Here is a 21,003-nt window from a genome sequence, read left to right on the forward strand (position 1 = left end):
CCTGATAGGAGAATGGACATTATGAGTAGAAGTAAGGCGTTTCCGTATATTTTTATTTTGCCATCGGTATTATTATTTGTTGTTTTTATTTTATATCCGATTATTTCGTCGTTTGTGCTTAGCTTTCAGACGAGTGATGGTGGGGAATTGTCGTTTGCGGGATTGGCGAATTATGAACGGTTGTTGCATGACGAGATCTTTTGGAAAGCTTTGAAAAATACGTTTATTATTTTCATTTTCCAAGTGCCGATTATGTTATTTTTGGGGCTTGTTTTGGCGACAGTGCTGAACAATAAGTTGCTGAAATGGAAAGGGTTTTTCCGAGTTGGGTTTTATTTGCCTGCGGTGACGTCGTTGGTAGCGTATTCTTTGCTATTTTCGATTATGTTGCAAGATTCGGGATTGATTAATAATTTGTTGTCGTACATAGGGATTGGACCGATTCCTTGGCTGTCTTCGGCGAGTTGGTCGAAGGTTTCGATTATTTTAGCGATGATTTGGCGTTGGACGGGGTACAATATGGTTATTTATTTGGCGGCGTTGCAAAATATTCCAGAGGACACGTATGAGGCGGCGGATATGGATGGCGCTGGGAAAATACGTCAGTTCTTCAGTATTACGATTCCGCAGTTGAAACCGGTGATTCTGTTTACGGCGATTCTGTCGACGATTGGGACGCTGCAACTGTTTGACGAGCCTTTCAACTTAACCAAAGGTGGGCCGGCCGATTCGACGATGACGCTTGGTTTGTATATTTATCAGAACGGATTTAAGTATTTTGACTTTAGTTACGCGTCGGCGGTTGCTTACGTTGTCGTGATTATCGTTGCGGTGCTGTCCTTTATCCAATTCAAATTTACGGGAGCTGAGAAAAAATGAGTGAGAGAATGATGGGAAGAACGATTGGTAGATATGTGTTGCTCTCGATTTTTATGGTCATTTCGATTTTTCCGTTTTATTGGATGTTGATTGGGGCGACTAACCATTCGAGTAAGATGTTTTCGAAGCCGATTACGCTTTTGCCGGGTAAGGAATTTATTACGAACTTGGTGAATTTGAACGATAATATCGGGATTTATCGGGTGTTGTTTAACTCGCTGCTCGTGTCGGGGGCTTATGTGCTTTTGGCGCTCGCGATTAGTACAGCAGCGGCTTACGTGCTCGCAAAATTTCGATTCCGTGGCGCGAATTTGATTTTCTTATTGTTTATGCTTTCGATGATGATTCCGTCGCAGGCAACAGTGATTCCGCTGTTTAAATTGATGTCGAATTTTGAGTTGTTGAACACGTATTTTGCGTTGATTGTGCCGCAACTTTGCTACCCGTTCGCGATCTTTTTAATGCGGCAAAATTTCATGGCGTTTCCGAGTGAATTGTTGGAGTCGGCGCGATTGGACGGGGCGGGGGAATATCGGATTTTCTTCCAAATTGTGTTGCCGTCGATGAAGCCAGCGCTTGCCGCGACGTCGATTTTCTTGTTTATGACGCAGTGGAATAACTTTATGTGGCCGCTCGTTGTGACGACTTCGAGTGAGATGTACACGTTCCCAGTTGCGCTTTCGAGCTTGATGGGCGTGTCGTTTACGGATTATGGACAAGTGATGACGGGGATTACATTTGCGACGATTCCGATCATTATTTTCTTCTTGATGTTGCAAAAACACTTTATTTCAGGAATGTTGGGCAGTGCGCTCAAGTAATTTTAGGAGGTTATGGGAATGTTGCGTGAACAGCAGAATTTTTATTATGGTGGGGATTACAATCCGGAGCAGTGGGATGAGTCGGTTTGGCTTGAGGATATGCGTTTGATGAAGAAGGCGGGCGTGAATTATGTCAGCGTGAATATTTTTAGTTGGGCGAAGTTGCAGCCGAATGAGGAGACGTATGATTTTACGACGCTGGACAAGATTATGAATATGCTTGCGGAAAATGGCATCGGGGCGGATTTGGCGACGGGGACTGCGGCGCCGCCTGCTTGGATTGCACGGAAATATCCGGAGTCGTTGCCGGTGGATGTTGCCGGGACGCGTTTGTTGCCGGGATCGAGACAGCATTACTGCCCGAATAGCGTGGATTATGCGCGTTTGGCGGGGGCGTTGACGCGAAAAGTGGCGGAGCGGTATCATGACCATCCGGCGCTTGTGATGTGGCATATAAATAATGAGTATGGTTGCCATATTGGCGAGTGTTATTGCGAGAAATGCCAAGCTGATTTTCAGGGCTGGTTGAAGGAGAAGTATGGCACGACCGAGCAGTTGAACGTGAGTTGGTCGACGGATTTTTGGAGTCAGCGGTACTATGAATGGGAGGAAATTTTCTTGCCTGGGAAGACGCCGACGTACGCGAATCCGAATCAGCAGGTGGACTTTAAGCGTTTTATGAGTGATTCGTTGCTGAATTTGTATAAAATGGAGCGGGATATTTTGCGGGAGTTTTCGACGGATATTCCGATTATGACGAATTTGATGGGGCTGCATAAGCCGATTGATGGCTTTAAATGGGCGCCGGAGATGGATTTGGTGTCTTGGGATGCGTATCCGGATCCGCATGATGTGATTCCGTACGCGCAGTTTATGGCGCATGATTTGACGCGGAGTTTGAAGAAAAAGCCGTTTTTATTGATGGAGCAGGCGGCGAGTGCGGTGAATTGGCGGAGTCAGAATGGGGTGAAGACGCCGGGCGTGATGCGGTTGTGGAGTTATGAGTCGATTGCGCATGGTGCGGATGGGATCATGTTTTTCCAATGGCGGGCGTCGCAAGGTGGCGCGGAGAAGTTTCATAGTGGAATGGTGCCGCATTCTGGTGACGAGGACAGCCGGAATTTTAGAGAGGTTGCAGAGCTTGGACAGGAGTTGCGGGGACTTGACGAGCTCGTGGGTTCGGAGTTTGATGCGCAAGTCGCGATTGTGTTTGATTGGGAAAATTGGTGGGCGCTGGAGCTGGACTCGAAACCGTCTGATTTGGTGATGTATATGCGCCAGTTGTTGACTTACTATAAAGTGCTGCATCGCTTGAATGTGCGTGTTGATTTCGTGCATCCGAGTGAGGATTTGACGGGGTATAAAGTGGTGTTTGCGCCGGCGAGTTATCAGGCTTCGCAGGATTTTGCGGCAAAAGTGACGGAATACGTGAAGGCGGGCGGTCATTTTGTGGCGAACTTCTTTAGTGGTATCGTGGACGAGAATGAGCGTGTGTATTTGGGCGGTTATCCGGGCGCGTATCGCGATGTGCTGGGGATTTATGTGGAGGAATTTGCACCACTAAAACGTGGAGTGAAACACGGTATTCAGACGCAGTATGGTGATTTTGATATTGTGGTTTGGGAGGAAGTGATTCATTTGCGTGGCGCGGATGCGATTGCATCGTTTAAGGACGGGTATATGAAGGATATGCCGGCCGTGACAGTGAACAAGTTTGGCGCGGGGACGGCGTATTATATCGGGACGCAGCCGGATGCAGGGTACTTGGAGCGGTTGTTGCGAGATTGTTTGGAGACTGCGGACATTGCGCCTGCTTTTACTGTGCCGGATGGTGTGGAAGTGACGGTGCGCCGCAAAGGGGACGTGACGTATTACTTCTTTTTGAATCATACAGACGAGACGCGAGTTTTCCCGATTGGTGGGACTTTTGCGGAATTGGTTGGCGGGGAGACGATCGCGGACTTTATGATGTTGCCTGCGCGTGATGTGAAAATTTTAAAAGGATAATGGAGGTGCGCGCAAATGGGAATTTTTTACGATGAGGCGCAGCGGGTGTTTCATTTACGCGGAAAAGATGTGAGCTATGTGCTCGGCGTGGTGCGTGAGGGGTATTTGGCGCATTTGTATTATGGGAAAGGGATTCGTGAATTCGCGGGTTCCAATGGTTTGACGTTCATTAAGCGGGATTTTTCGCCGAGCGTGGGCATTGGGGACGAGACGTTTTCGCTGGATTCGTTGCCGCAGGAGTACCCGCAGTATGGCAATACGGATTTTCGGAAACCGGCGTATCAGGTGAAGGGTGCGGACGGGACGACGATTTCGGATTTACGCTATGATTCTCACCGCATTTTTGCTGGAAAAGTGGGGCTGGACGGGTTGCCGGCGACGTATGTGGAGCGCGATGGTGACGCGGATACGCTTGAAATTACGATGGTGGATGCGGTTCTCGGATTGCGCGTTATTTTGCAATATACGGTTTTTGAGGCGGAAAATGTGATAACGAGATCTGCGCGATTCGTAAATGAGGGACAGGAAGCTTTGCAAATTATGAAGGCGGCTAGCGCGAGTGTGGATTTCAAGGATAGTGATTATGATTTGCTGACGTTGCCGGGTGCTTGGGGAAATGAGCGACAAGTGGAGCGTGCGCCGTTGCGCCACGGGATGCAGAGTGTGGATAGTGTGCGCGGTGGAAGTAGCCATCAGCAGAATCCGTTTGTGGCGTTGCTCGGGAAACATGCGACGGAGGACGCGGGCGAGGTTTACGGTTTTAACTTGGTGTACAGCGGGAATTTCGAAGCATCTGTCGAGGTGGATCAGTTTGCGACGACGCGGGTTATTATGGGACTCCATTCGTTTAATTTCGATTGGAAACTGGAATCAGGCGCGGAATTCCAAACGCCAGAAGTGGTGATGGTATACTCGGACACCGGGCTTGGCGGCATGTCGCGCCAGTATCACCGTTTTTACCAGAAGCATTTAGTACGAGGCGTTTACCGCGACCAGACACGCCCTATTTTAGTAAACAATTGGGAAGCTACGTATTTTAATTTTACCGAAGAAAAGATTTTAGACATCGCAAAAGTCGGCGAGAAGCTCGGAATGGAACTGCTCGTGCTAGATGACGGCTGGTTTGGCAAACGAAATTCCGACAAATCCTCACTTGGAGATTGGTTCGTAAACGCTGAAAAACTACCAAACGGCCTGAAAAATCTCGCGGAAAACGTGAACAATCTTGGAATGAAATTCGGATTATGGTTCGAGCCAGAGATGGTCTCGGTAGACAGTGATCTTTACAGAGAGCATCCAGAGTGGTGTATCCATGTGCCAAACCGAGCGAAATCGGAGAGCCGCAATCAGTTAGTTCTCGATTTTTCACGCGAGGATGTTCGCGCAGAAATTACACGCCGGATGGTCGCGATTTTGGAAGAAGTTCCGGTCAGCTATGTGAAGTGGGACATGAATCGGCATTTGACCGAAGTTGGTTCCGCGCATTTTCCGAGCGATCGGCAACAGGAGATCGCGCACCGTCACATTCTGGGCGTTTACAGCGTTATGGATGTGATCACAACGCGATTTCCCGATATTTTATTCGAAAGCTGCTCTGGCGGCGGCGGGCGTTTCGATCCTGGCATGCTCTACTACATGCCGCAAACGTGGACGAGTGACAATACCGACGCCGTTTCCCGCCTGAAAATTCAATACGGCACGAGTCTCGTTTATCCAATCGTCACGATGGGTTCCCATGTTTCTAGCGCTCCGAATCATCAAGTCGGCCGTTTCACATCGCTAGAAATGCGCGGAAACGTTGCAATGTCAGGAAACCTAGGTTACGAACTCGATTTAACAACACTAACCGATGCCGAACAAAAAATAGTAAAGCAACAAATCACGACATACAAAGAAATTCGACAACTCATCCAATTCGGCGATTTTTACCGCTTAAAAAGTCCTTTTGAAGGAAATGAAACCGCGTGGATGTTCGTCGATGAGGCTAAGACAGAATGCTATGTATTTTACTTCCAAGTCTTGGCGACACCAGCGAGACCATTGCAATTCGTGAAATTAGCAGGTCTAAATGTAGCAGCGCAATACCAACTACGCGGAACAGAACAAATTTTTGGCGGCGATGAACTGATGTATGCGGGAATCAAAGTCCCAACAGCACTCATCGGGGACTTCCAAACAGTAAGCTGGCACTTCCAACTAAAATAAGCATTATTTCCCCAAATGCGAGCCCACCTATGGTAAAATAAATGTGTAACAGATTACAAAAAAGGAGGGGCTTAAAATGGGATTTTCAGAAGCATTCAAAGCATTTTGGGGAAATTACATTAATTTTAGCGGGAGAGCAAGCCGTTCAGAGTATTGGTTTGCACAATTGGCACTTTGGATTATTTTCTTCGTACTAGGAATCTTTAGTTATGTTAGTGAATTTATTTATTATTTAGATGGGCTTTTCGCGTTGATTGTTATCCTTCCAATGCTAAGTCTAGCGATTCGTCGCCTGCATGACACAAACAAACGCGGTTGGTTCATCCTACTGGGACTTATCCCGCTAGTTGGTTGGATTATCATGCTTATCTTCTACTGCACAGCGGGAGACAGAGGTTCGAACCGTTTTGGCGAAGACCCACTAGCAAAATAATACAAAAAAAGTTTGGAATTCTGCGTCAAAAACAGAATCTCAAACTTTTTTTATTTCACCGAAGTCGCAATCAATTTTTCGTAATTCTCAATCTTATATTGCAGTTCACTTTCTACACTCGCCAAATTTTGCAACTGCTCTCGAATAAAGGCTTGGTGGTTCCGCAAAAGCTCAACTCGTTGTGGTGCCGTGTGTTCGCCTGCTAAAAATAGCTCTGTATACTCTCTGATCTGAGCAACTGGCATTTGCGTAGCTTTTAGCCGAATCACGAATCTTAGCCAAGCGATATGCTGCTCGTCAAATTCCCGCTCACCATTCGCATTTCTATGGGGCATGATGATTTTCTCTTTTTCATAATATCGCAATGTATACGTGCTCAAACCGACCAATTTTGCCGTTTCTCCAATAGAATACATCGAAATCCTCCTAAATACTTGACTTAGAGTTTACTGTAAGGTCTATACTTGCGACTATACCATAAATATCCGGCGAAAGCCACTGGAGGAATGAAGATGAAATATACAGTCATTACGGGAGCAAGTTCAGGAATTGGGTACGAAACGGCGCTAGCCTTTGCCGCGAGAGGTAAAAACCTAGTCATCGTTGCTCGCCGCGAAACAGAACTGGCGCAACTAAAAGCAGAAATTGCGAAAACCCAAGCAGATGTGGATGTACAGATCAAAATAGCCGATTTGACAGTAGCAGAAAATGTTTACGGCTTGTATGAAGATTTAAAAGATTTAGAGCTGGAAACGTGGATAAATAATGCCGGATTCGGTAATTTTGATACAGTAGGCGAACAGAAATTATCCAAAATTGAATCGATGCTACATTTAAATATCGAAGCCTTGACGATTCTTTCGTCGCTTTTCGTCCGAGATTACGCTGATGTAGCCGGCACGCAGCTGATCAATATATCCTCAGGTGGCGGTTACAGAATCGTTCCCAACGCCGTCACATACTGCGCGACCAAATTTTACGTTAGCGCCTTTACGGAAGGTTTGTCACACGAACTAAAAGCCAACAACGCAAAAATGCAAGCCAAAGTGCTAGCCCCAGCAGCAACAGAAACCGAATTTGCCAAACGCGCGCGTGACGAAGAAACCTTTGAGTATAAAGGCGCGGTGGCGAAATACCATACAAGCAAAGAGATGGCAGGCTTTCTACTAGACCTCTACGACAGCGAAAAAGTACTTGGTATCGTGGAAACAGATAATTATACGTTCCAACTGAAAGATCCGCAATTCAATTATGCAACCAGAGCCAAAACTTCTAAATAATCGAAAAAAAACAGGTCGTTCCTAGCGATCTGTTTTTATCTGTACATACGTGTTAGCATATAGATGCAGAGAAAAGGAGGTATGAGTATGCCGATAACTCCTAAGAAAATGGCAAGGATATTGAAAAAGAATGGGTTCAAGCACATCAGGACGCAAGGCTTGCACATGTTTTTCAAAAATCCAGTATCGAACAGGGCGACGACAGTACCATACCACAGCAAGACACTAGGAAAAGGGCTTAGAACAGGCAATTTTAAAACAGGCAGGATTAAAGTAGTAGATATCCAGCAATGAGAGGAGGAGTGTATGATGGAATTTCCGAAAAAAGTATATTATCCAGCGATTTATCATCCAGAAGAAGATGGCGGTTACTGGGTTTCGTTTCCTGATATTCCAGAAGTACTATCTGGGGGCGAGGATATTGCTACAGCAACAGAAATGGCGGAGGACGCATTAGGTATTTATTTGTATGATCTGGAGGAGAATGGGGAGTCTCTTCCAACTGTGTCAAACCCAGGATATGTTTCTGTAGATGAAGAAGGTGCATTTATCGCGTTAATTGATTTCGATTACTTGGCTTACAAAATAAAGAACGGCAACCAAGCGGTAAAAAAGACGCTTACAATCCCGTCTTGGCTAAATAGTTTAGCGGAAAGAGAGAATATCAATTTCTCACAAACACTGCAAGAAAGCTTGAAAGAGAAATTAAACGTATAGAAAAAACGCTAGTTCGCGAAAAGTGCTGAACTAGCGTTTCGTTTTATTCGAATTTACATTTTGTAAGACCACGTGACTGTGCATCGGATAAAGTGACTTGTGTCTCACCGTTAGAATTATTGAGTCCACGGCAATTTTGGTCGAAGTGATAACGTTTGCCGGTAGCCGTGATATACACCATCTCACCTTGATTATCAGCTGGCTGTTGCTCCTCGGCTTGCTTTCGTTGTGCGGCTTCTCTTTGTTCAGCGGCTTCCCGCTCTTTTTGTTTGGCAGCTGCGATACGCGCTTTTTCCGTTGCAGCTTCTTGATCGGCAACGCGTTTTTCTTCCGCAATTCGAGCAGCCTCAACTCGCTGTGCTTCCGCAATGCGCGCTTGCTCTTGTTTCTCCGCTTCCACTCGTTTTGCCTCAGCGACTTGTTTTTCCTGCTCTATTTTCGCGACTTTTGCTTTGTATGTCGGGTTGGCCTGGTATGTAACATCTTTTGACTTGTTTTGGCCCTTCCACGTGGTCGTGAGTACTGCTGTTCCATCATTGTGCACCTCTGTCATCTCAAATGAGAAGTTCCCATCAGAATCCGAAGTTGCTGTTTGGTCGGACTGACCGCTTGCCACGAGCGTTAACTCCGCGTTAGGCGTCGTTTTCCCTGTAATGGTGACGGTTCCATTTTCATCAGATTTAAAAACGCTTTCAGATTTCAAGACAAGTTTCGGCGTTTTTTCTTTCTGCACCGTAGTTGGTTCATCTTCCTTTGTTAATTCGTCACTGGCAGCACCACAACCCGCTAGAATAATCCCAACCAGACTAATAGCTAAAAATAGTGACATCCCTTTTTTGAAGCTTTTCTTCTTAACAAAAAACGCTAGTAAGCCAATAAAAACACAAATCAAAGCTAATTCTATCATTTTTATCTCCCTCCCTATATATGTAAGTATACAACATCACAAAATAAAAGCAATATCTGGAAGTATAATAAAACTAAAAAATTATTGGTTGCATTTCCATGGAGTATGGTATAATATCCTACAGTAATACAACGCTTCTATACAGTATCAATCCTAAAATAATATACTATATCAGAAGTGGTAATAGCGTATCGAGAAATAATACACTATCTCTTCTATCGCTTGTTATCGCGCCTTTTTTACTGTTACATAGCTGTTTACTTAATGATACACTAAACTTGGCACGGAAATTGCTTTATATTAAACAGGTAACAGATAATGAAAACTAACAGGATTGAAAGAAGCAAATATTGGGTATTAATTGGTATCCAAGCAGGCGCGGTAGGTAATACTAAACCTGTAGCTTTTCAAAATTTTAAAATAGCCAGGGGATTGGGCTTATAAACGCGCGCAGAGTTTGATGGAGGCTCTGACGATTTGAAAGGGGGAGAGGGATTTCGAGCTTATGAAGAGGCATAACGAAAGACGTCTCTAAATGTTGAGAAAGTAAAGTTTAATTATTTAGGAGGGAAAAAGATGGTAGGAATTATCCTCGCAACTCACGGCGAATTTGCTGAAGGTATCTTGCAATCCGGAACGATGATTTTCGGAGAACAAGAAAACGTTAAAGCAATCACATTGATGCCAAGCGAAGGCCCAGAAGACATCAAAGCCAAGATGGAAGCCGCAATCGCATCATTTGATAGCCAAGATGAAGTACTATTCTTAGTTGATCTTTGGGGAGGCACCCCGTTCAACCAAGCAAACGGTTTGTATGAAGAACATAAAGATAAGTGGGCAATTGTAGCAGGTCTTAACTTGCCAATGTTGATTGAAGCTTTTGCATCACGCTTCTCAATGAATTCTGCGCAAGAAATCGCTACAAGCATCTTGGCACCAGGTCAAGAAGGCGTGCGTATCAAGCCAGAAGAATTACAACCGAAACCACAAGAAGCAGCAGTTGCTGAACAACCAAACGGAGAACTTGCTCCTGGAACAGTTGTTGGCGACGGCAAAATTAAATTTGTGTTAGCACGCGTTGACTCTCGTTTACTACACGGTCAAGTGGCTACTGCATGGACAAAATCAACAAATCCAACACGTATCATCGTTGTATCTGACGCGGTTGCCAAAGACGATCTTCGTAAAAAATTAATCGAGCAAGCAGCACCACCAGGCGTTAAAGCCAATGTTATTCCAGTAGACAAAATGATCGAGATTGCAAAAGATCCTCGTTTTGGGAATACAAAAGCACTTCTTTTATTCGAAAACCCGCAAGATGTTCTCCGTGCTGTAGAAGGCGGCGTAGAAATCGAGCAAGTAAACGTTGGTTCTATGGCCCACTCTGTTGGGAAAGTAGTTGTAAGTAAAGTACTTGCAATGGGACAAGACGACGTAGAAGCTTTTGATAAGTTGAAAGAAAAGGGTATCAAGTTTGATGTTCGTAAAGTTCCTAACGATTCGAGCGCAAACATGGACGACATTATCAAAAAAGCAAAAGCTGAATTAAAAGCACAGTAATACATTCAAAATAGGAGGTATATTTATGTCTGCAATAGCAATAATTTTAGTAATACTCGTTGCCTTTCTAGCTGGTATGGAAGGAATCTTAGATGAATTCCAATTCCATCAGCCGTTAGTAGCATGTACGTTAATTGGACTAGTAACTGGTAACTTAACAGCATGTATTATCCTTGGTGGGACACTGCAAATGATTGCACTTGGTTGGGCAAACATTGGAGCAGCCGTAGCACCCGATGCAGCACTTGCATCTGTAGCATCAGCAATTATTTTAGTATTAGGTGGACAAGGCGTTGCAGGTATTCCTTCTGCGATTGCTATCGCGATTCCACTTGCAGTAGCAGGTCTTTTCTTAACAATGATCGTTCGTACTTTGGCCGTTCCTATTGTACATTTAATGGATAGAGCCGCAGCAAAAGGAAGTTTCAGAGAAGTAGAATGGTTGCATATCGGTGCAATCTGTATGCAAGGTATCCGTATCGCGATTCCAGCAGCAGCACTTTTATTCATTCCAGCAGACAGCGTACAAGCTTTCCTAGAATCAATGCCTGCATGGTTAACAGAAGGTATGGCAATTGGTGGAGGAATGGTAGTAGCAGTAGGTTATGCACTTGTTATTAACATGATGGCAACAAAAGAAGTATGGCCATTTTTCATCATCGGTTTTGTCGTAGCAGCAATTACTCAATTAACACTTATCGCAATTGGTGCTCTAGGTGTTGCGTTAGCTCTTATTTACCTTAACCTTTCTAAAATGGGTGGCGGTAATTCAAACGGAGGCGGAGGCGGTAATTCCAAAGATCCGCTTGGCGACATTCTAAACGACTATTAAACCTAAAAAGGAGGAGAAAAGAATGGCAGAAACAGAAAAAATTGTCTTATCGAAAAAAGACCGCTTGAGTGTAGCTTGGCGTTCTACGTTTATTCAAGGTTCTTGGAACTATGAGCGTATGCAAAATGGTGGTTGGGCATTCTCAATGATTCCAGCAATCAAAAAATTATATAAATCAAAAGAAGACCGTTCAGCGGCGATGAAACGTCACTTGGAATTCTTTAATACACATCCATATGTAGCATCACCAATTCTAGGGGTAACGCTTGCACTGGAAGAAGAACGTGCAAATGGAGCGCCAGTTGATGACGTAGCAATTCAAGGGGTAAAAGTTGGGATGATGGGACCACTAGCTGGTATCGGGGATCCGGTATTCTGGTTCACAGTTCGTCCGATGCTTGGTGCGCTAGGTGCTTCCCTTGCAATTAGTGGAAATATCCTTGGCCCAATCATTTTCTTCGTAGCATGGAATATTATTCGTTGGAGCTTCATGTGGTATACACAAGAGTTTGGTTACAAAGCAGGTTCTAAAATCACGGACGATCTATCTGGCGGTCTTTTACAAGATATTACAAAAGGCGCGTCGATTCTCGGGATGTTCGTGCTCGCCGCCCTGGTTCAAAGGTGGGTATCTATTGTCTTCAAACCAGTTATCTCTGAGGTTAAATTAGATAACGGTGCCTATATTGATTGGAATTCCCTTCCAAGTGGTATTGACGGCGTTAAAATGGCATTTGAACAATACACACAAGGTTTGTCATTATCTCAAGTAAAAGTAACAACACTACAAAACAACTTGGACAGCTTAATTCCAGGTCTTGCAGCATTACTACTTACATTCCTATGTATGTGGTTGCTTAGAAAGAAAATTAGTCCAATCATCATCATTCTAGGTCTATTCGTAGTTGGTGTAGTTGGTCACGTCATCGGACTTCTGTAATAAATAAGCCGATAAAAAAAGAGGCTGGGCAATCATCGCTAGCCTCTTTTTGTTTGTATATGGCGTGAAAAAACGTATAATGAAGAAAACACGTGAAAAGAAATGGAGCGAAAATAGTTGGTTCAATCGATTAATACAAAGGTAGACATGAAAATAGATGCCACTGCTTTTACAGGGCTTACAGATTACGGAGAAATCATGATCGGAGACAACGGTTTTGAATTTTTCAACTCGCGTGATGTTCGTAAGTTTATCCAGATTCCTTGGGAAGAAGTCGATCAAGTTATCGTTTCCGTGATGCTTAAGGGAAAGTGGATTCCGCGTTATGCGATTAAGACAAAGCGCAACGGGACATTTACGTTTGCTTCTAAAAAACCGAAAGACGTCCTCCGAGCGATTCGCGTATATGTAGATCCGGCCAATATGGTGACTTCTCTGAGCTTCTTCGACGTACTAAAAAACGCTTTTCAATCGATGTTCAAGAAGAAACCGAAAAAGAAGAAATGAGCGTTATTTTATGCATAGCGAAATCTGAAAGTGCTTCCCTTGCGATGTAGGGCGAAGTGCTTTTTGCTGTGCAAATGTAAGCGTTATAGGTAGAATGGAAGGTATGGGGAATAGGAGGAGAAGTTTGTGAAGAATAATGAACGGGTTTTTGCGATGTCAGTTGCTAGTGTGTACCCGCTTTACATACAAAAAGCAGAGAAGAAAGGGCGAACGAAGGCGGAGGTCGATGCGATTATTTTTTGGCTGACGGGTTATGATGAGGCGGGTTTGCAACAAGTTCTGGATCAGAAAGTGGATTTTGAAACGTTTTTCAAAGAGGCGCCGGCGATGAATCCGAATGTATCGCTGATTAAGGGCGTTATTTGTGGGTATCGGGTGGAGGAAATTGAAGATCCGTTGATGCAGCAGATTCGGTATTTGGATAAGTTGATTGATGAATTGGCGAAAGGCAAAGCGATGGAGAAAATATTGAGACAGAATTAAAAAATACGAAGCGTAGAAGTGGAAACCGTGATGGTGATTTAGCTTCTACGCTTCGTATTTTGTTGTTAGCCTTTAACGACGCCTAAAGTTGTGAGTGTTTTAATGGTTTCGACAAGATCGGTTTGGTTATGCATGACTTCATCGATATTTTTGTAGGCGAAACGGCTTTCTTCGGCTACGTCTTGGAGGTTTTTCTTGCCGATTGCGATGTTATGTTCGTTTAGGTCTTGTAGTACTTCCTCCATCGGAAAATTGCTTTTGGCGTGGGTTCTGGAAAAGTTTCGTCCGGCGCCGTGCGAGGAGGAGTGGAAGCTTTCGGGATTACCGAGGCCGCGAACGAGATAGCTTGTTGCGCCCATCGCGCCTGGAATGATGCCGAGTTCGCCGGTTCTTGCTCGTGTGGCGCCTTTACGGTGAACCCAGACGTTTTTGCCGTAGTGGTTTTCGAGTGATGCGTAGTTGTGGTGGCAGTTGATTTTGTCGGTGAATTCGGGTGTTTTGCTGAGCTTTTTCTTGCTGTGTTTCGCAAAAATTGTCATCGTGGCGCTAAGCATGGCTTCGCGGTTTTCGAATGCGTAGTCGAGCGCGAGATTCATCCATTCGATGTAGGCCTTTCCTTCTTGTGAATCGGTTGGTAGGAAGGCGAGCGGGTTGCGTTCGGGTGTGTCGCTGAGCCATTGCTGGTTGCGCTTGACGGCGAGTTTTTGAAAGTGTTGGCAAATTTGAGCGCCGAGATGGCGGCTTCCAGAGTGGAGCATGATGCCGAGATAGCCGTTTTCGTCTTTTTGGAACTCGATGAAATGGTTGCCGCCGCCGAGTGTACCGACTTGATAGTAGGCGTTTTCGAGTAGTTCCGCCGCGTTTGGCAGGAGTTCGTAATGGTCTTTTTGTGCGAACGCCATATCGATGACGGCGGATTTTTGGGGTTCGCGGTGACGGGCTTTGCCGACGGGAACGGTGAACAGGGTTTCGTTTACGACGCTTTGGATGAAGTTCTTGGTGAGTTCGCTTTCGTGGATGTCGGTTTGGATATAACACATGCCGCATCCGATGTCCATGCCGACTGCGTACGGGACGATCGTGTTTTTCGTGGCGAGAACGCCGCCAATTGGCATGCCTGCGCCGAGATGGGTGTCAGGCATGAGGGACAGCCATTTATAGACGAATGGCAGGTTCGCGATTTGTTTTGCTTGCTCGAAGCACCCGTCTTCGATTGCTGATTGGTCGGAAAGCCAGATTTTGATTGGTTTCGAGGTTTCATTTTTTTCGTAGTAAGTAAACATTGTTAATTCTCCTTTTTTGGTTTATGGTTTTAGTATAGAGAAGTTGCGCGGGTTTATCTTATAAAAAAAGGTGCGAACGGGGGACATTATGGCAAAATCGTTTAATGAGTTGATTAAAAATTTCGCGGTGATTCGGAATTATGTGCGGGAATTTTATGTGTATGGGTTTAAGCAACGGGAGGATTTTACGGCGAAAAGTGGTCGGAGTTATGATAATGAGCGGCGGCGGATTGAGAGTTATTTGCGAGAGTATGTGGAGGTGGAGCAGCAGGGGAGCGGGAAGGCGTTGCGGTTGTTTATTGATCCGAGTGAGGTGACGGAGAATCCGATGTTTGCGGTTTGGCAGGCAAAGAGTTTTACGAAGAATGATGTTTTTCTGCATTTTGTGTTGATGGATATTTTTCAGGTGGGCGAGGCGTACTCGGTGAATCAGGTGCTGGCGCGGATTGATGCGGATTATTTGGTGCATTTTCAGGATGGGTTCATGGTGGAGGCGCTGACGTTACGGAAAAAATTGGCGGAGTATGTGACGCTGGCTGTGTTGCGACGGGAAACGCGTGGACGTGAGATTTATTTTTCGCGGGTGGCGAGTGTGGCGCTGCCGGATCGAGCGTTGCGGGCGGTGCAGTTTTTCAAGGAGATGGCGCCGCTTGGTGTGTTGGGGCATTATTTGTTGCAGCAGGAGCGCGGATTGGACGCGGTGTTTCGGTACAAGCATTATTTTGTGATGCATACGCTAGAGGAGCAGGTTTGTTTGGATTTGTTGACGGCGATTCGGGAGGAGCGTTGGGTGGCGTTGACGCGGTTTGGGCGGGAGCGGGCGATGCGATTTATGCCTGTGAAGGTGCTTGTGAGTGCGCAGTCTGGACGGCGGTACGTGGTTGGAAAATCGAAACAGGGACAGTTTTTTGCGTTTCACAGGTTGGATCAGATTGAGCGGGTGGAATTGGCGGAGATTGCGACGGATTTTGAGCTGGAAAAGGAACATTTTGATGAGGTGCGAAAATTTATGTGGAGCGCTGGATTTGATCGGCGGGTGGTGCATACGCTTCGTGTGACGCTTGCGATTGATGAGATTCGTGAGGCGTATATGTTGGATCGGATTCGGATGGAAGGGCGGCACGGGACGCTTGAGCGGTTGACGTCGAAGCGATTTGTTTTTCGGATTGAGACGTATGATTTGAATGGGATGAAGCCGTTTTTGCGGACGTTTGTGGGACGGATTGTGGCGCTTGATTCGGGGGATGAGGCTTGGGAACGGCAATTTTTTGCGGAGCTCGCGGATATGTATCGACTTTATTTTGAGGAGGGGACGACGGTTGGAGATATTTAATGAGCTGTATGGGACGTATTACCGGATTGTTCTGGAGATTTTGACGCAGCGGCGTGGGCTGACGAAACAGGAGATGGCGGGGATTGTGCAGGAGCTTGGTTTTGATGAGAGTGGCCTGCATTTATTGCCGCAATTGACGGAGCAGTGGCATTTGTTGGCGGAGCGGGACGGTGCGTATGTGTCGCTTTTGAAACGGGATTGGATGCCGGTGCAGGGTGTGCTTGAAAAACGGTGGTTGAAAACGGTTTTGCGGGACCCGCGGATGGGATTGTTTTTGACGGATGATGAGATTGGGGAATTGGAGCGGGAGCTTGCGGATTATGAGGTGTTGTTTGATGCGGATTCGATTTGGTGTTTTGACCAGTTTCGGGATGGGGATGCTTATTTGGAGCTGGGATATCGGACGCGTTTTAATGTGATTTTGCAGGCTTGTGAGGAGAAACGGGAGTTGGAATTAGTGTATCGGGCGCGGGAACGGGACGTTTTGCAGGGGACATTTTTGCCGTATCGGTTGGAGTTTTCGCAGAAGAATGATCGGTTTCGGTTGCTTTGTTTTCGAAAAACGGATTTGAAGCCGTTTACGATGAATTTGGGGAAGGTGATGGAGGCGCGGATTGGTGCGTTTATGGATGTGGAGCTGCCGGAGCATCGGGCGGAGCTGGTGATTGTGACGTGTCATGTGGTGAACCATCGGAACGCGGTGGATCGGGCGATGATTCATTTTGCGGATTATAAGAAGAAGGCGTTTCGGACGGATCGTGAGCATGTGTTTGAGCTGAAAATTCATTGTCCGCGTGGGGATTTGACGGAGCTTGTGATTCAGTTGTTGTCGTTTGGGCCGATGATGCAGGTTTTGGAGCCGACGAGCGTGGTTGGGGATTTGAAGGCGCGATTGGCGAGGCAATTGGCGTTATAAAACAAAATTGGGAAGGAACATGCGTCGCTATCGGGGCGGATTTTTGGTACAATGGACGAGAGAATATACATAGAAATTGGAGGAATGGGATTATGGCTTTGAAGGACTTGCAGAATGGCTCGGATATTAGAGGAATTGCGATTGAAACGGAAAAACACGATGTGACGTTGACGGATGAACATGTAAGTGCGATTGCGACTGGTTTCGCGGCTTGGTTGCGTGACGTGAAAAAGACGGGCGACAAGCCGACTGTAGCGATTGGGCATGATAGTCGTTTGTCTGCGGAGCGCGTGAAGGATGTGCTTGTGGCGAGCTTGACGCGGTCTGGGATTGATGTCGTGGATGTTGGTTTGGCGACGACGCCGGCGATGTTTATGGCGACGCAATACGAGGATTACCAATGTGATGCGGCGATTATGATTACGGCGAGCCATCTTCCTTATTTCTACAATGGCTTGAAATTGTTCACGCGTGACGGTGGCGCGGAGCATGAGGATATTGATTATATTGTGGAGCATGCGGACGCGGTTGTGGTGGCGGGAGTTGCGGGAACGGTGGCGCACAAACCGTTATTGCAAAACTACGCGGCGGACTTGGTCGACAAAATTCGCGCTGGGATTGATGACCAGGAGGATTACGAGAAACCGCTTGCTGGAAGCCATATCGTGGTGGATGCGGGAAATGGTGCTGGTGGCTTTTTTGCGACGGAAGTATTGGCAAAACTAGGCGCGGATATTACGGGGAGCCAGTTCCTTGATCCTGATGGGAATTTCCCGAATCATATTCCGAATCCGGATAACAATGAGGCGATGGCGAGCTTGAAGGAAGCGGTGCTAGCGAATAAGGCTGATTTGGGCGTTATTTTTGATACGGATGTGGACCGGGCGGCGATTGTGAACCGTGAGGGTGAGAGTTTGAATCGGAATCCGCTGATTGCTGTGATTTCGGCGATTATTTTGGAGGAGCATCCGGGAACGACGATTGTGACGGACTCGACAACTTCGACGCATTTGGAGCATTTCATCGAAGGGCTTGGCGGGAAGCAGCACCGATTTAAGCGTGGGTATCGTAACGTGATCAATGAGGCGATTCGCTTGAATGAGGCTGGGACGCAGAGTGAGATTGCGATTGAGGTTAGTGGTCATGCGGCTTTGAAGGAGAATTATTTCTTGGATGACGGCGCGTACTTGATTGCAAAAATCTTGATGCGTTATGCGAAATTGCGCAAAGAAGGTAAGGATTTGGCGGATTTGACGCGGGATTTGAAAGTTCCGGCGGACAATGACGAGATTCGTTTATCGATTTTGGCAAGTAATTTTAAGGCGTATGGTTTGGCTGCTTTGGAAGATTTTAAAGGATTTGTGGCGAAAACGGATGGCTTGGAATTGGAGCCTGTAAACCAAGAGGGCGTAAGGGTCAACACGAGTGGCGCGTTCGGAAATGGCTGGTTCTTGTTACGTATGAGTTTACACGAGCCGGTTATGCCAGTAAACTTAGAGAGTGATGAAATAGGCGGAGTCGATAAAATCAAGGCGGTATTGCAAGAATTCTTCGGCAAATACGAGGAAATCGATAGCGGAAGCCTGCAAAAATAAGCCAATAGAAGGAATGAGAAGTATGATTGATATACATTGCCACATCTTGAATCAGTTGGATGATGGGCCAAAAACGGAAACGGGCAGTCTTGCCATGGCACAACAAGCAATAGCAGAGGGTTTCACGGATATCATTGCAACACCGCATCATTTGAAAGGTGATTATTTTAATCTACGGCCTTCTGTGGCAGAACATGTGGCGGAGCTGAACGAGGCGATTAAGGATAACGGAATGGAGCTGCAAGTGCATGTGGGTCAGGAAGTGCGCTTGCACGGCGAAATTATTGAAGGTTTGAAAAATGGCGATTTGGCGTCACTTGCGGGTAGCCGTTACGTGTTGATTGAGTTCCCGACGCAGAGCATTCCGGTTTTCACGGAGCAATTATTTTACGATTTGCAAATGGCGGGATATGTGCCGGTGATTGCGCATCCAGAGCGGAATTTCGAGATTATGGAAAATCCAGAGCGGTTGTATGAATTCGTGTCGCATGGTGCTTTGGCGCAACTTACGTGGTCGAGTTTGGACGGGAAGTTCGGGAAAAAGTCGAAGAAATCGAGCGAGATTTTACTGGAAAATCAGTTGGTCCACTTTTTGGCGACGGATGCGCATGATACAGTTCGCCGACCACTTTTGCATAAGGAAATTGAGCAGCGATTGGTGAAGAAGATTGATCCGCGTTATGTAGATTATTTGAAAGAAAATGGCGCGAAAGTACTTAAAAATGACGTGATTATTGCGGAAGATTATACGATGCCATCGCAAAAACGGTTTTTCTTGTTTTGAGTAAGGCGAACGAGATATGAAAAATGGATTTTTGCTATAATAGCAAAAGCGTCGCTAGATGAATCCGATTTTGTTATAAACATAAAAAACGTGTATAGATACAGAGTAATCTGTGTCCATACACGTTTTTCATGTAGTGGTCGGTGAAGATGCGATTAAATGCTGTTTTTTTGTATAGTTTTTTATTTTTAAGATAATCTATTAGCAACATGAGTAAAAAGGCCATGATACCAGCGCCACTGACCGGTAGAAAAATTGGCTTGTCAAGCTGACATATGTGAATTTTATGATAAAGTAGATTAGAGCAAGGATACAGAGGTAGTTCGATTTGAAAAATTTCATATGGATTCTATATTTCTGGATGCTTCAAGTGAAGAATTTTAATTTTTTACATGTTTATTATTTTCTTCTTGTTTTATCTTATCTCTTATCTGTTGCTCATACACACCAAGTAGTGAGTATCCGAGCATCCTGACACCGATACTAGCAAATAGAACTAAAATAATCATCCACCAACTCATTAGATTATTCATGACTAAATATATCAAAGTGATTCCTAGGATAAGCATAACAAAAATGTCGAAAATCCGAACTTTTGTATTCGTTTTCATTTTATAACCTCCTAGCTGTAGCTTTTGTAATACCTATAGTATATACTATAGGTATTACAAATACAAATAGGGGGAGTTAGGATAAAAAAATATTAAGCGTTTTCATAGCGCTGATTCTTCTTTTGAGCATGGTTCCAGTGAATGCTCTGGCAGAAGAAGCGGAGACAACTAGTACAGAAGAAATTCCTGTCGAAGTTGAGAACTATTCTATAATGGGTGATGGTTCAGTAGAGTTGTTAACGAATGCAGAAGCATTTGAATTGGAGACTAAAAATACCCAGGCTAAACCTTTACTGCGAGCAAATGTTTCAGACGGTTATTCTGATGGATGGACATACAAATTGACTCAATATAAGTTGGGAGATACTAAACAATTTTCAAAATGGGCCGAGATAGCTAGTTATTTCTACGCGTTTTGGGCTGGTGGTGGTGCCACCAAAAATATAGTCACACAGCGTTCGGCTAAAAGTATGACGGACTCAGCTGGAAAGGTATCAGCAGGTATTATTTACAATAAAACATCTTCTTTTGTAGAATACTATAAAGTTGCGACATGGTGGGGATATAAAGGAAAACAGAATAAATTGCAGACCATTCATTTAGTTTACAAGGATTCGGCTAGAACAAAAAAAGTAAGAGAAATTTATAAAAATTATTATTATAACCTATAAATAGGTATTTGTTATGTATGAATAATGATATTCTAAATATTAATCGATTAATATGAAATTTCTGGATAGCGAAAAGGTGTTTCCGTAATCTTAAGGAGACATCTTTTTGTATTCCGAATGATTTCATAATTCAAAATCTGTGCGACACAATGATTTTCAAATCATCAAAAATGCCTACCTCTCTACGCTTACGCTGTTTTTAAATGAAATAGGTTATTATTCCTCTGGAAATAAAAAGT

General features: G+C 45.1%; 22 protein-coding genes. 18 read left to right on the forward strand and 4 right to left on the reverse strand.

Annotated elements, in window-relative coordinates; genetic code table 11:
* Positions 1-21: 21 nt before the first annotated feature.
* From EP58_RS08000 to EP58_RS08020, 5 genes are all read left to right on the forward strand, one after another.
* The gene (locus EP58_RS08000) at positions 22-879 is read left to right on the forward strand and encodes a carbohydrate ABC transporter permease (RefSeq protein ID WP_036078035.1); all 858 of its coding nucleotides are present in this window, start codon (positions 22-24) and stop codon (positions 877-879) included.
* Positions 876-1,700 carry a carbohydrate ABC transporter permease gene (locus tag EP58_RS08005; RefSeq protein WP_052164990.1) on the forward strand — a complete coding sequence of 275 codons (825 nt, stop codon included), beginning with the start codon at positions 876-878 and terminating at the stop codon, positions 1,698-1,700. Before EP58_RS08000 ends, EP58_RS08005 begins: the two co-directional genes overlap by 4 nt.
* Before the next feature lie 18 nt (positions 1,701-1,718).
* A complete protein-coding gene (locus EP58_RS08010; RefSeq protein ID WP_171002425.1) occupies positions 1,719-3,707 on the forward strand; it encodes a beta-galactosidase in 1,989 nt (662 codons plus the stop codon).
* A 15-nt stretch (positions 3,708-3,722) separates the two neighbouring features.
* Positions 3,723-5,912: an alpha-galactosidase gene (locus tag EP58_RS08015; protein WP_036092192.1), complete on the forward strand. Its 2,190-nt coding sequence runs from the start codon at positions 3,723-3,725 to the stop codon at positions 5,910-5,912.
* A gap of 76 nt (positions 5,913-5,988) precedes the next feature.
* Positions 5,989-6,345, forward strand: a complete 357-nt coding sequence (locus tag EP58_RS08020; RefSeq protein WP_036092195.1) for a DUF805 domain-containing protein — start codon at positions 5,989-5,991, stop codon at positions 6,343-6,345.
* Between the two features lie 50 nt (positions 6,346-6,395).
* On the opposite strand, the gene EP58_RS08025 is transcribed toward EP58_RS08020, so the two are convergent.
* Complete coding sequence (locus tag EP58_RS08025; protein WP_036092198.1) at positions 6,396-6,761, reverse strand: MerR family transcriptional regulator; 366 nt, start codon at positions 6,759-6,761, stop codon at positions 6,396-6,398.
* A 96-nt stretch (positions 6,762-6,857) separates the two neighbouring features.
* Here EP58_RS08025 and EP58_RS08030 point away from each other — a divergent pair, with 96 nt between their 5' ends.
* From EP58_RS08030 to EP58_RS08040, 3 genes are all read left to right on the forward strand, one after another.
* A complete protein-coding gene (locus EP58_RS08030) occupies positions 6,858-7,625 on the forward strand; it encodes an SDR family NAD(P)-dependent oxidoreductase (RefSeq protein ID WP_036092200.1) in 768 nt (255 codons plus the stop codon).
* Between the two features lie 87 nt (positions 7,626-7,712).
* Positions 7,713-7,919, forward strand: a complete 207-nt coding sequence (locus EP58_RS08035; protein WP_216362200.1) for a type II toxin-antitoxin system HicA family toxin — start codon at positions 7,713-7,715, stop codon at positions 7,917-7,919.
* A 12-nt stretch (positions 7,920-7,931) separates the two neighbouring features.
* Positions 7,932-8,342 (forward strand): type II toxin-antitoxin system HicB family antitoxin, encoded by a 411-nt coding sequence (locus EP58_RS08040; protein WP_201740715.1) that lies wholly within the window; start codon positions 7,932-7,934, stop codon positions 8,340-8,342.
* Between the two features lie 43 nt (positions 8,343-8,385).
* On the opposite strand, the gene EP58_RS08045 is transcribed toward EP58_RS08040, so the two are convergent.
* A complete protein-coding gene (locus EP58_RS08045) occupies positions 8,386-9,249 on the reverse strand; it encodes a hypothetical protein (RefSeq protein WP_036092204.1) in 864 nt (287 codons plus the stop codon).
* Positions 9,250-9,825: 576 nt separating this feature from the next.
* Between EP58_RS08045 and EP58_RS08050 the strand changes: the two genes are divergently transcribed.
* From EP58_RS08050 to EP58_RS08070, 5 genes are all read left to right on the forward strand, one after another.
* Complete coding sequence (locus EP58_RS08050; protein WP_036092206.1) at positions 9,826-10,809, forward strand: mannose/fructose/sorbose PTS transporter subunit IIA; 984 nt, start codon at positions 9,826-9,828, stop codon at positions 10,807-10,809.
* Between the two features lie 25 nt (positions 10,810-10,834).
* Positions 10,835-11,641, forward strand: a complete 807-nt coding sequence (locus tag EP58_RS08055) for a PTS mannose/fructose/sorbose transporter subunit IIC (RefSeq protein ID WP_036092207.1) — start codon at positions 10,835-10,837, stop codon at positions 11,639-11,641.
* A gap of 22 nt (positions 11,642-11,663) precedes the next feature.
* Positions 11,664-12,581 carry a PTS system mannose/fructose/sorbose family transporter subunit IID gene (locus EP58_RS08060; protein ID WP_036092210.1) on the forward strand — a complete coding sequence of 306 codons (918 nt, stop codon included), beginning with the start codon at positions 11,664-11,666 and terminating at the stop codon, positions 12,579-12,581.
* Between the two features lie 117 nt (positions 12,582-12,698).
* A complete protein-coding gene (locus EP58_RS08065) occupies positions 12,699-13,088 on the forward strand; it encodes a DUF956 family protein (RefSeq protein WP_036092212.1) in 390 nt (129 codons plus the stop codon).
* A 153-nt stretch (positions 13,089-13,241) separates the two neighbouring features.
* The gene (locus EP58_RS08070; protein ID WP_036092288.1) at positions 13,242-13,571 is read left to right on the forward strand and encodes a DUF2200 domain-containing protein; all 330 of its coding nucleotides are present in this window, start codon (positions 13,242-13,244) and stop codon (positions 13,569-13,571) included.
* Between the two features lie 65 nt (positions 13,572-13,636).
* Here the strand turns inward: EP58_RS08070 and EP58_RS08075 are convergent, their stop codons facing one another.
* Complete coding sequence (locus tag EP58_RS08075) at positions 13,637-14,854, reverse strand: RtcB family protein (protein ID WP_036092213.1); 1,218 nt, start codon at positions 14,852-14,854, stop codon at positions 13,637-13,639.
* 88 nt (positions 14,855-14,942) lie between these two features.
* Here EP58_RS08075 and EP58_RS08080 point away from each other — a divergent pair, with 88 nt between their 5' ends.
* The 4 genes from EP58_RS08080 (at position 14,943) to EP58_RS08095 (ending at position 19,482) form a co-directional block, all read left to right on the forward strand.
* Positions 14,943-16,187 (forward strand): WYL domain-containing protein, encoded by a 1,245-nt coding sequence (locus EP58_RS08080; protein WP_036092214.1) that lies wholly within the window; start codon positions 14,943-14,945, stop codon positions 16,185-16,187.
* Entirely contained in the window at positions 16,174-17,103 is a 930-nt protein-coding gene (locus tag EP58_RS08085) for a WYL domain-containing protein (RefSeq protein WP_036092216.1), read from the forward strand. The genes EP58_RS08080 and EP58_RS08085 overlap by 14 nt, the downstream gene beginning before the upstream one ends.
* Positions 17,104-17,195: 92 nt before the next feature.
* Complete coding sequence (locus EP58_RS08090; protein WP_036092217.1) at positions 17,196-18,698, forward strand: phosphohexomutase domain-containing protein; 1,503 nt, start codon at positions 17,196-17,198, stop codon at positions 18,696-18,698.
* 22 nt (positions 18,699-18,720) lie between these two features.
* Positions 18,721-19,482, forward strand: coding sequence for a tyrosine-protein phosphatase (locus tag EP58_RS08095; RefSeq protein ID WP_036092219.1), 762 nt, complete (start codon positions 18,721-18,723; stop codon positions 19,480-19,482).
* A 380-nt stretch (positions 19,483-19,862) separates the two neighbouring features.
* On the opposite strand, the gene EP58_RS08100 is transcribed toward EP58_RS08095, so the two are convergent.
* Positions 19,863-20,093 (reverse strand): hypothetical protein, encoded by a 231-nt coding sequence (locus tag EP58_RS08100; RefSeq protein ID WP_036092221.1) that lies wholly within the window; start codon positions 20,091-20,093, stop codon positions 19,863-19,865.
* Positions 20,094-20,230: 137 nt separating this feature from the next.
* On the opposite strand from EP58_RS08100, the gene EP58_RS08105 reads away from it, so the two are divergent.
* Entirely contained in the window at positions 20,231-20,764 is a 534-nt protein-coding gene (locus EP58_RS08105) for a hypothetical protein (RefSeq protein WP_036092222.1), read from the forward strand.
* Positions 20,765-21,003 lie beyond the last annotated feature (239 nt).

Source organism: Paenilisteria newyorkensis (assembly GCF_000766145.1).
Lineage (GTDB): Bacteria > Bacillota > Bacilli > Lactobacillales > Listeriaceae > Listeria_A > Listeria_A newyorkensis.

Bases quoted from the DNA above. Each gene is read 5' to 3' on its own strand.
- EP58_RS08000 (WP_036078035.1), top strand. From the start codon at position 22: ATGAGTAGAAGTAAGGCGTTTCCGTATATTTTTATTTTGCCATCGGTA.
- EP58_RS08005 (WP_052164990.1), top strand. From the start codon at position 876: ATGAGTGAGAGAATGATGGGAAGAACGATTGGTAGATATGTGTTGCTC.
- EP58_RS08010 (WP_171002425.1), top strand. From the start codon at position 1,719: ATGTTGCGTGAACAGCAGAATTTTTATTATGGTGGGGATTACAATCCG.
- EP58_RS08015 (WP_036092192.1), top strand. From the start codon at position 3,723: ATGGGAATTTTTTACGATGAGGCGCAGCGGGTGTTTCATTTACGCGGA.
- EP58_RS08020 (WP_036092195.1), top strand. From the start codon at position 5,989: ATGGGATTTTCAGAAGCATTCAAAGCATTTTGGGGAAATTACATTAAT.
- EP58_RS08025 (WP_036092198.1), bottom strand. From the start codon at position 6,761: ATGTATTCTATTGGAGAAACGGCAAAATTGGTCGGTTTGAGCACGTAT.
- EP58_RS08030 (WP_036092200.1), top strand. From the start codon at position 6,858: ATGAAATATACAGTCATTACGGGAGCAAGTTCAGGAATTGGGTACGAA.
- EP58_RS08035 (WP_216362200.1), top strand. From the start codon at position 7,713: ATGCCGATAACTCCTAAGAAAATGGCAAGGATATTGAAAAAGAATGGG.
- EP58_RS08040 (WP_201740715.1), top strand. From the start codon at position 7,932: ATGATGGAATTTCCGAAAAAAGTATATTATCCAGCGATTTATCATCCA.
- EP58_RS08045 (WP_036092204.1), bottom strand. From the start codon at position 9,249: ATGATAGAATTAGCTTTGATTTGTGTTTTTATTGGCTTACTAGCGTTT.
- EP58_RS08050 (WP_036092206.1), top strand. From the start codon at position 9,826: ATGGTAGGAATTATCCTCGCAACTCACGGCGAATTTGCTGAAGGTATC.
- EP58_RS08055 (WP_036092207.1), top strand. From the start codon at position 10,835: ATGTCTGCAATAGCAATAATTTTAGTAATACTCGTTGCCTTTCTAGCT.
- EP58_RS08060 (WP_036092210.1), top strand. From the start codon at position 11,664: ATGGCAGAAACAGAAAAAATTGTCTTATCGAAAAAAGACCGCTTGAGT.
- EP58_RS08070 (WP_036092288.1), top strand. From the start codon at position 13,242: ATGTCAGTTGCTAGTGTGTACCCGCTTTACATACAAAAAGCAGAGAAG.
- EP58_RS08075 (WP_036092213.1), bottom strand. From the start codon at position 14,854: ATGTTTACTTACTACGAAAAAAATGAAACCTCGAAACCAATCAAAATC.
- EP58_RS08080 (WP_036092214.1), top strand. From the start codon at position 14,943: ATGGCAAAATCGTTTAATGAGTTGATTAAAAATTTCGCGGTGATTCGG.
- EP58_RS08090 (WP_036092217.1), top strand. From the start codon at position 17,196: ATGGCTTTGAAGGACTTGCAGAATGGCTCGGATATTAGAGGAATTGCG.
- EP58_RS08095 (WP_036092219.1), top strand. From the start codon at position 18,721: ATGATTGATATACATTGCCACATCTTGAATCAGTTGGATGATGGGCCA.
- EP58_RS08100 (WP_036092221.1), bottom strand. From the start codon at position 20,093: ATGAAAACGAATACAAAAGTTCGGATTTTCGACATTTTTGTTATGCTT.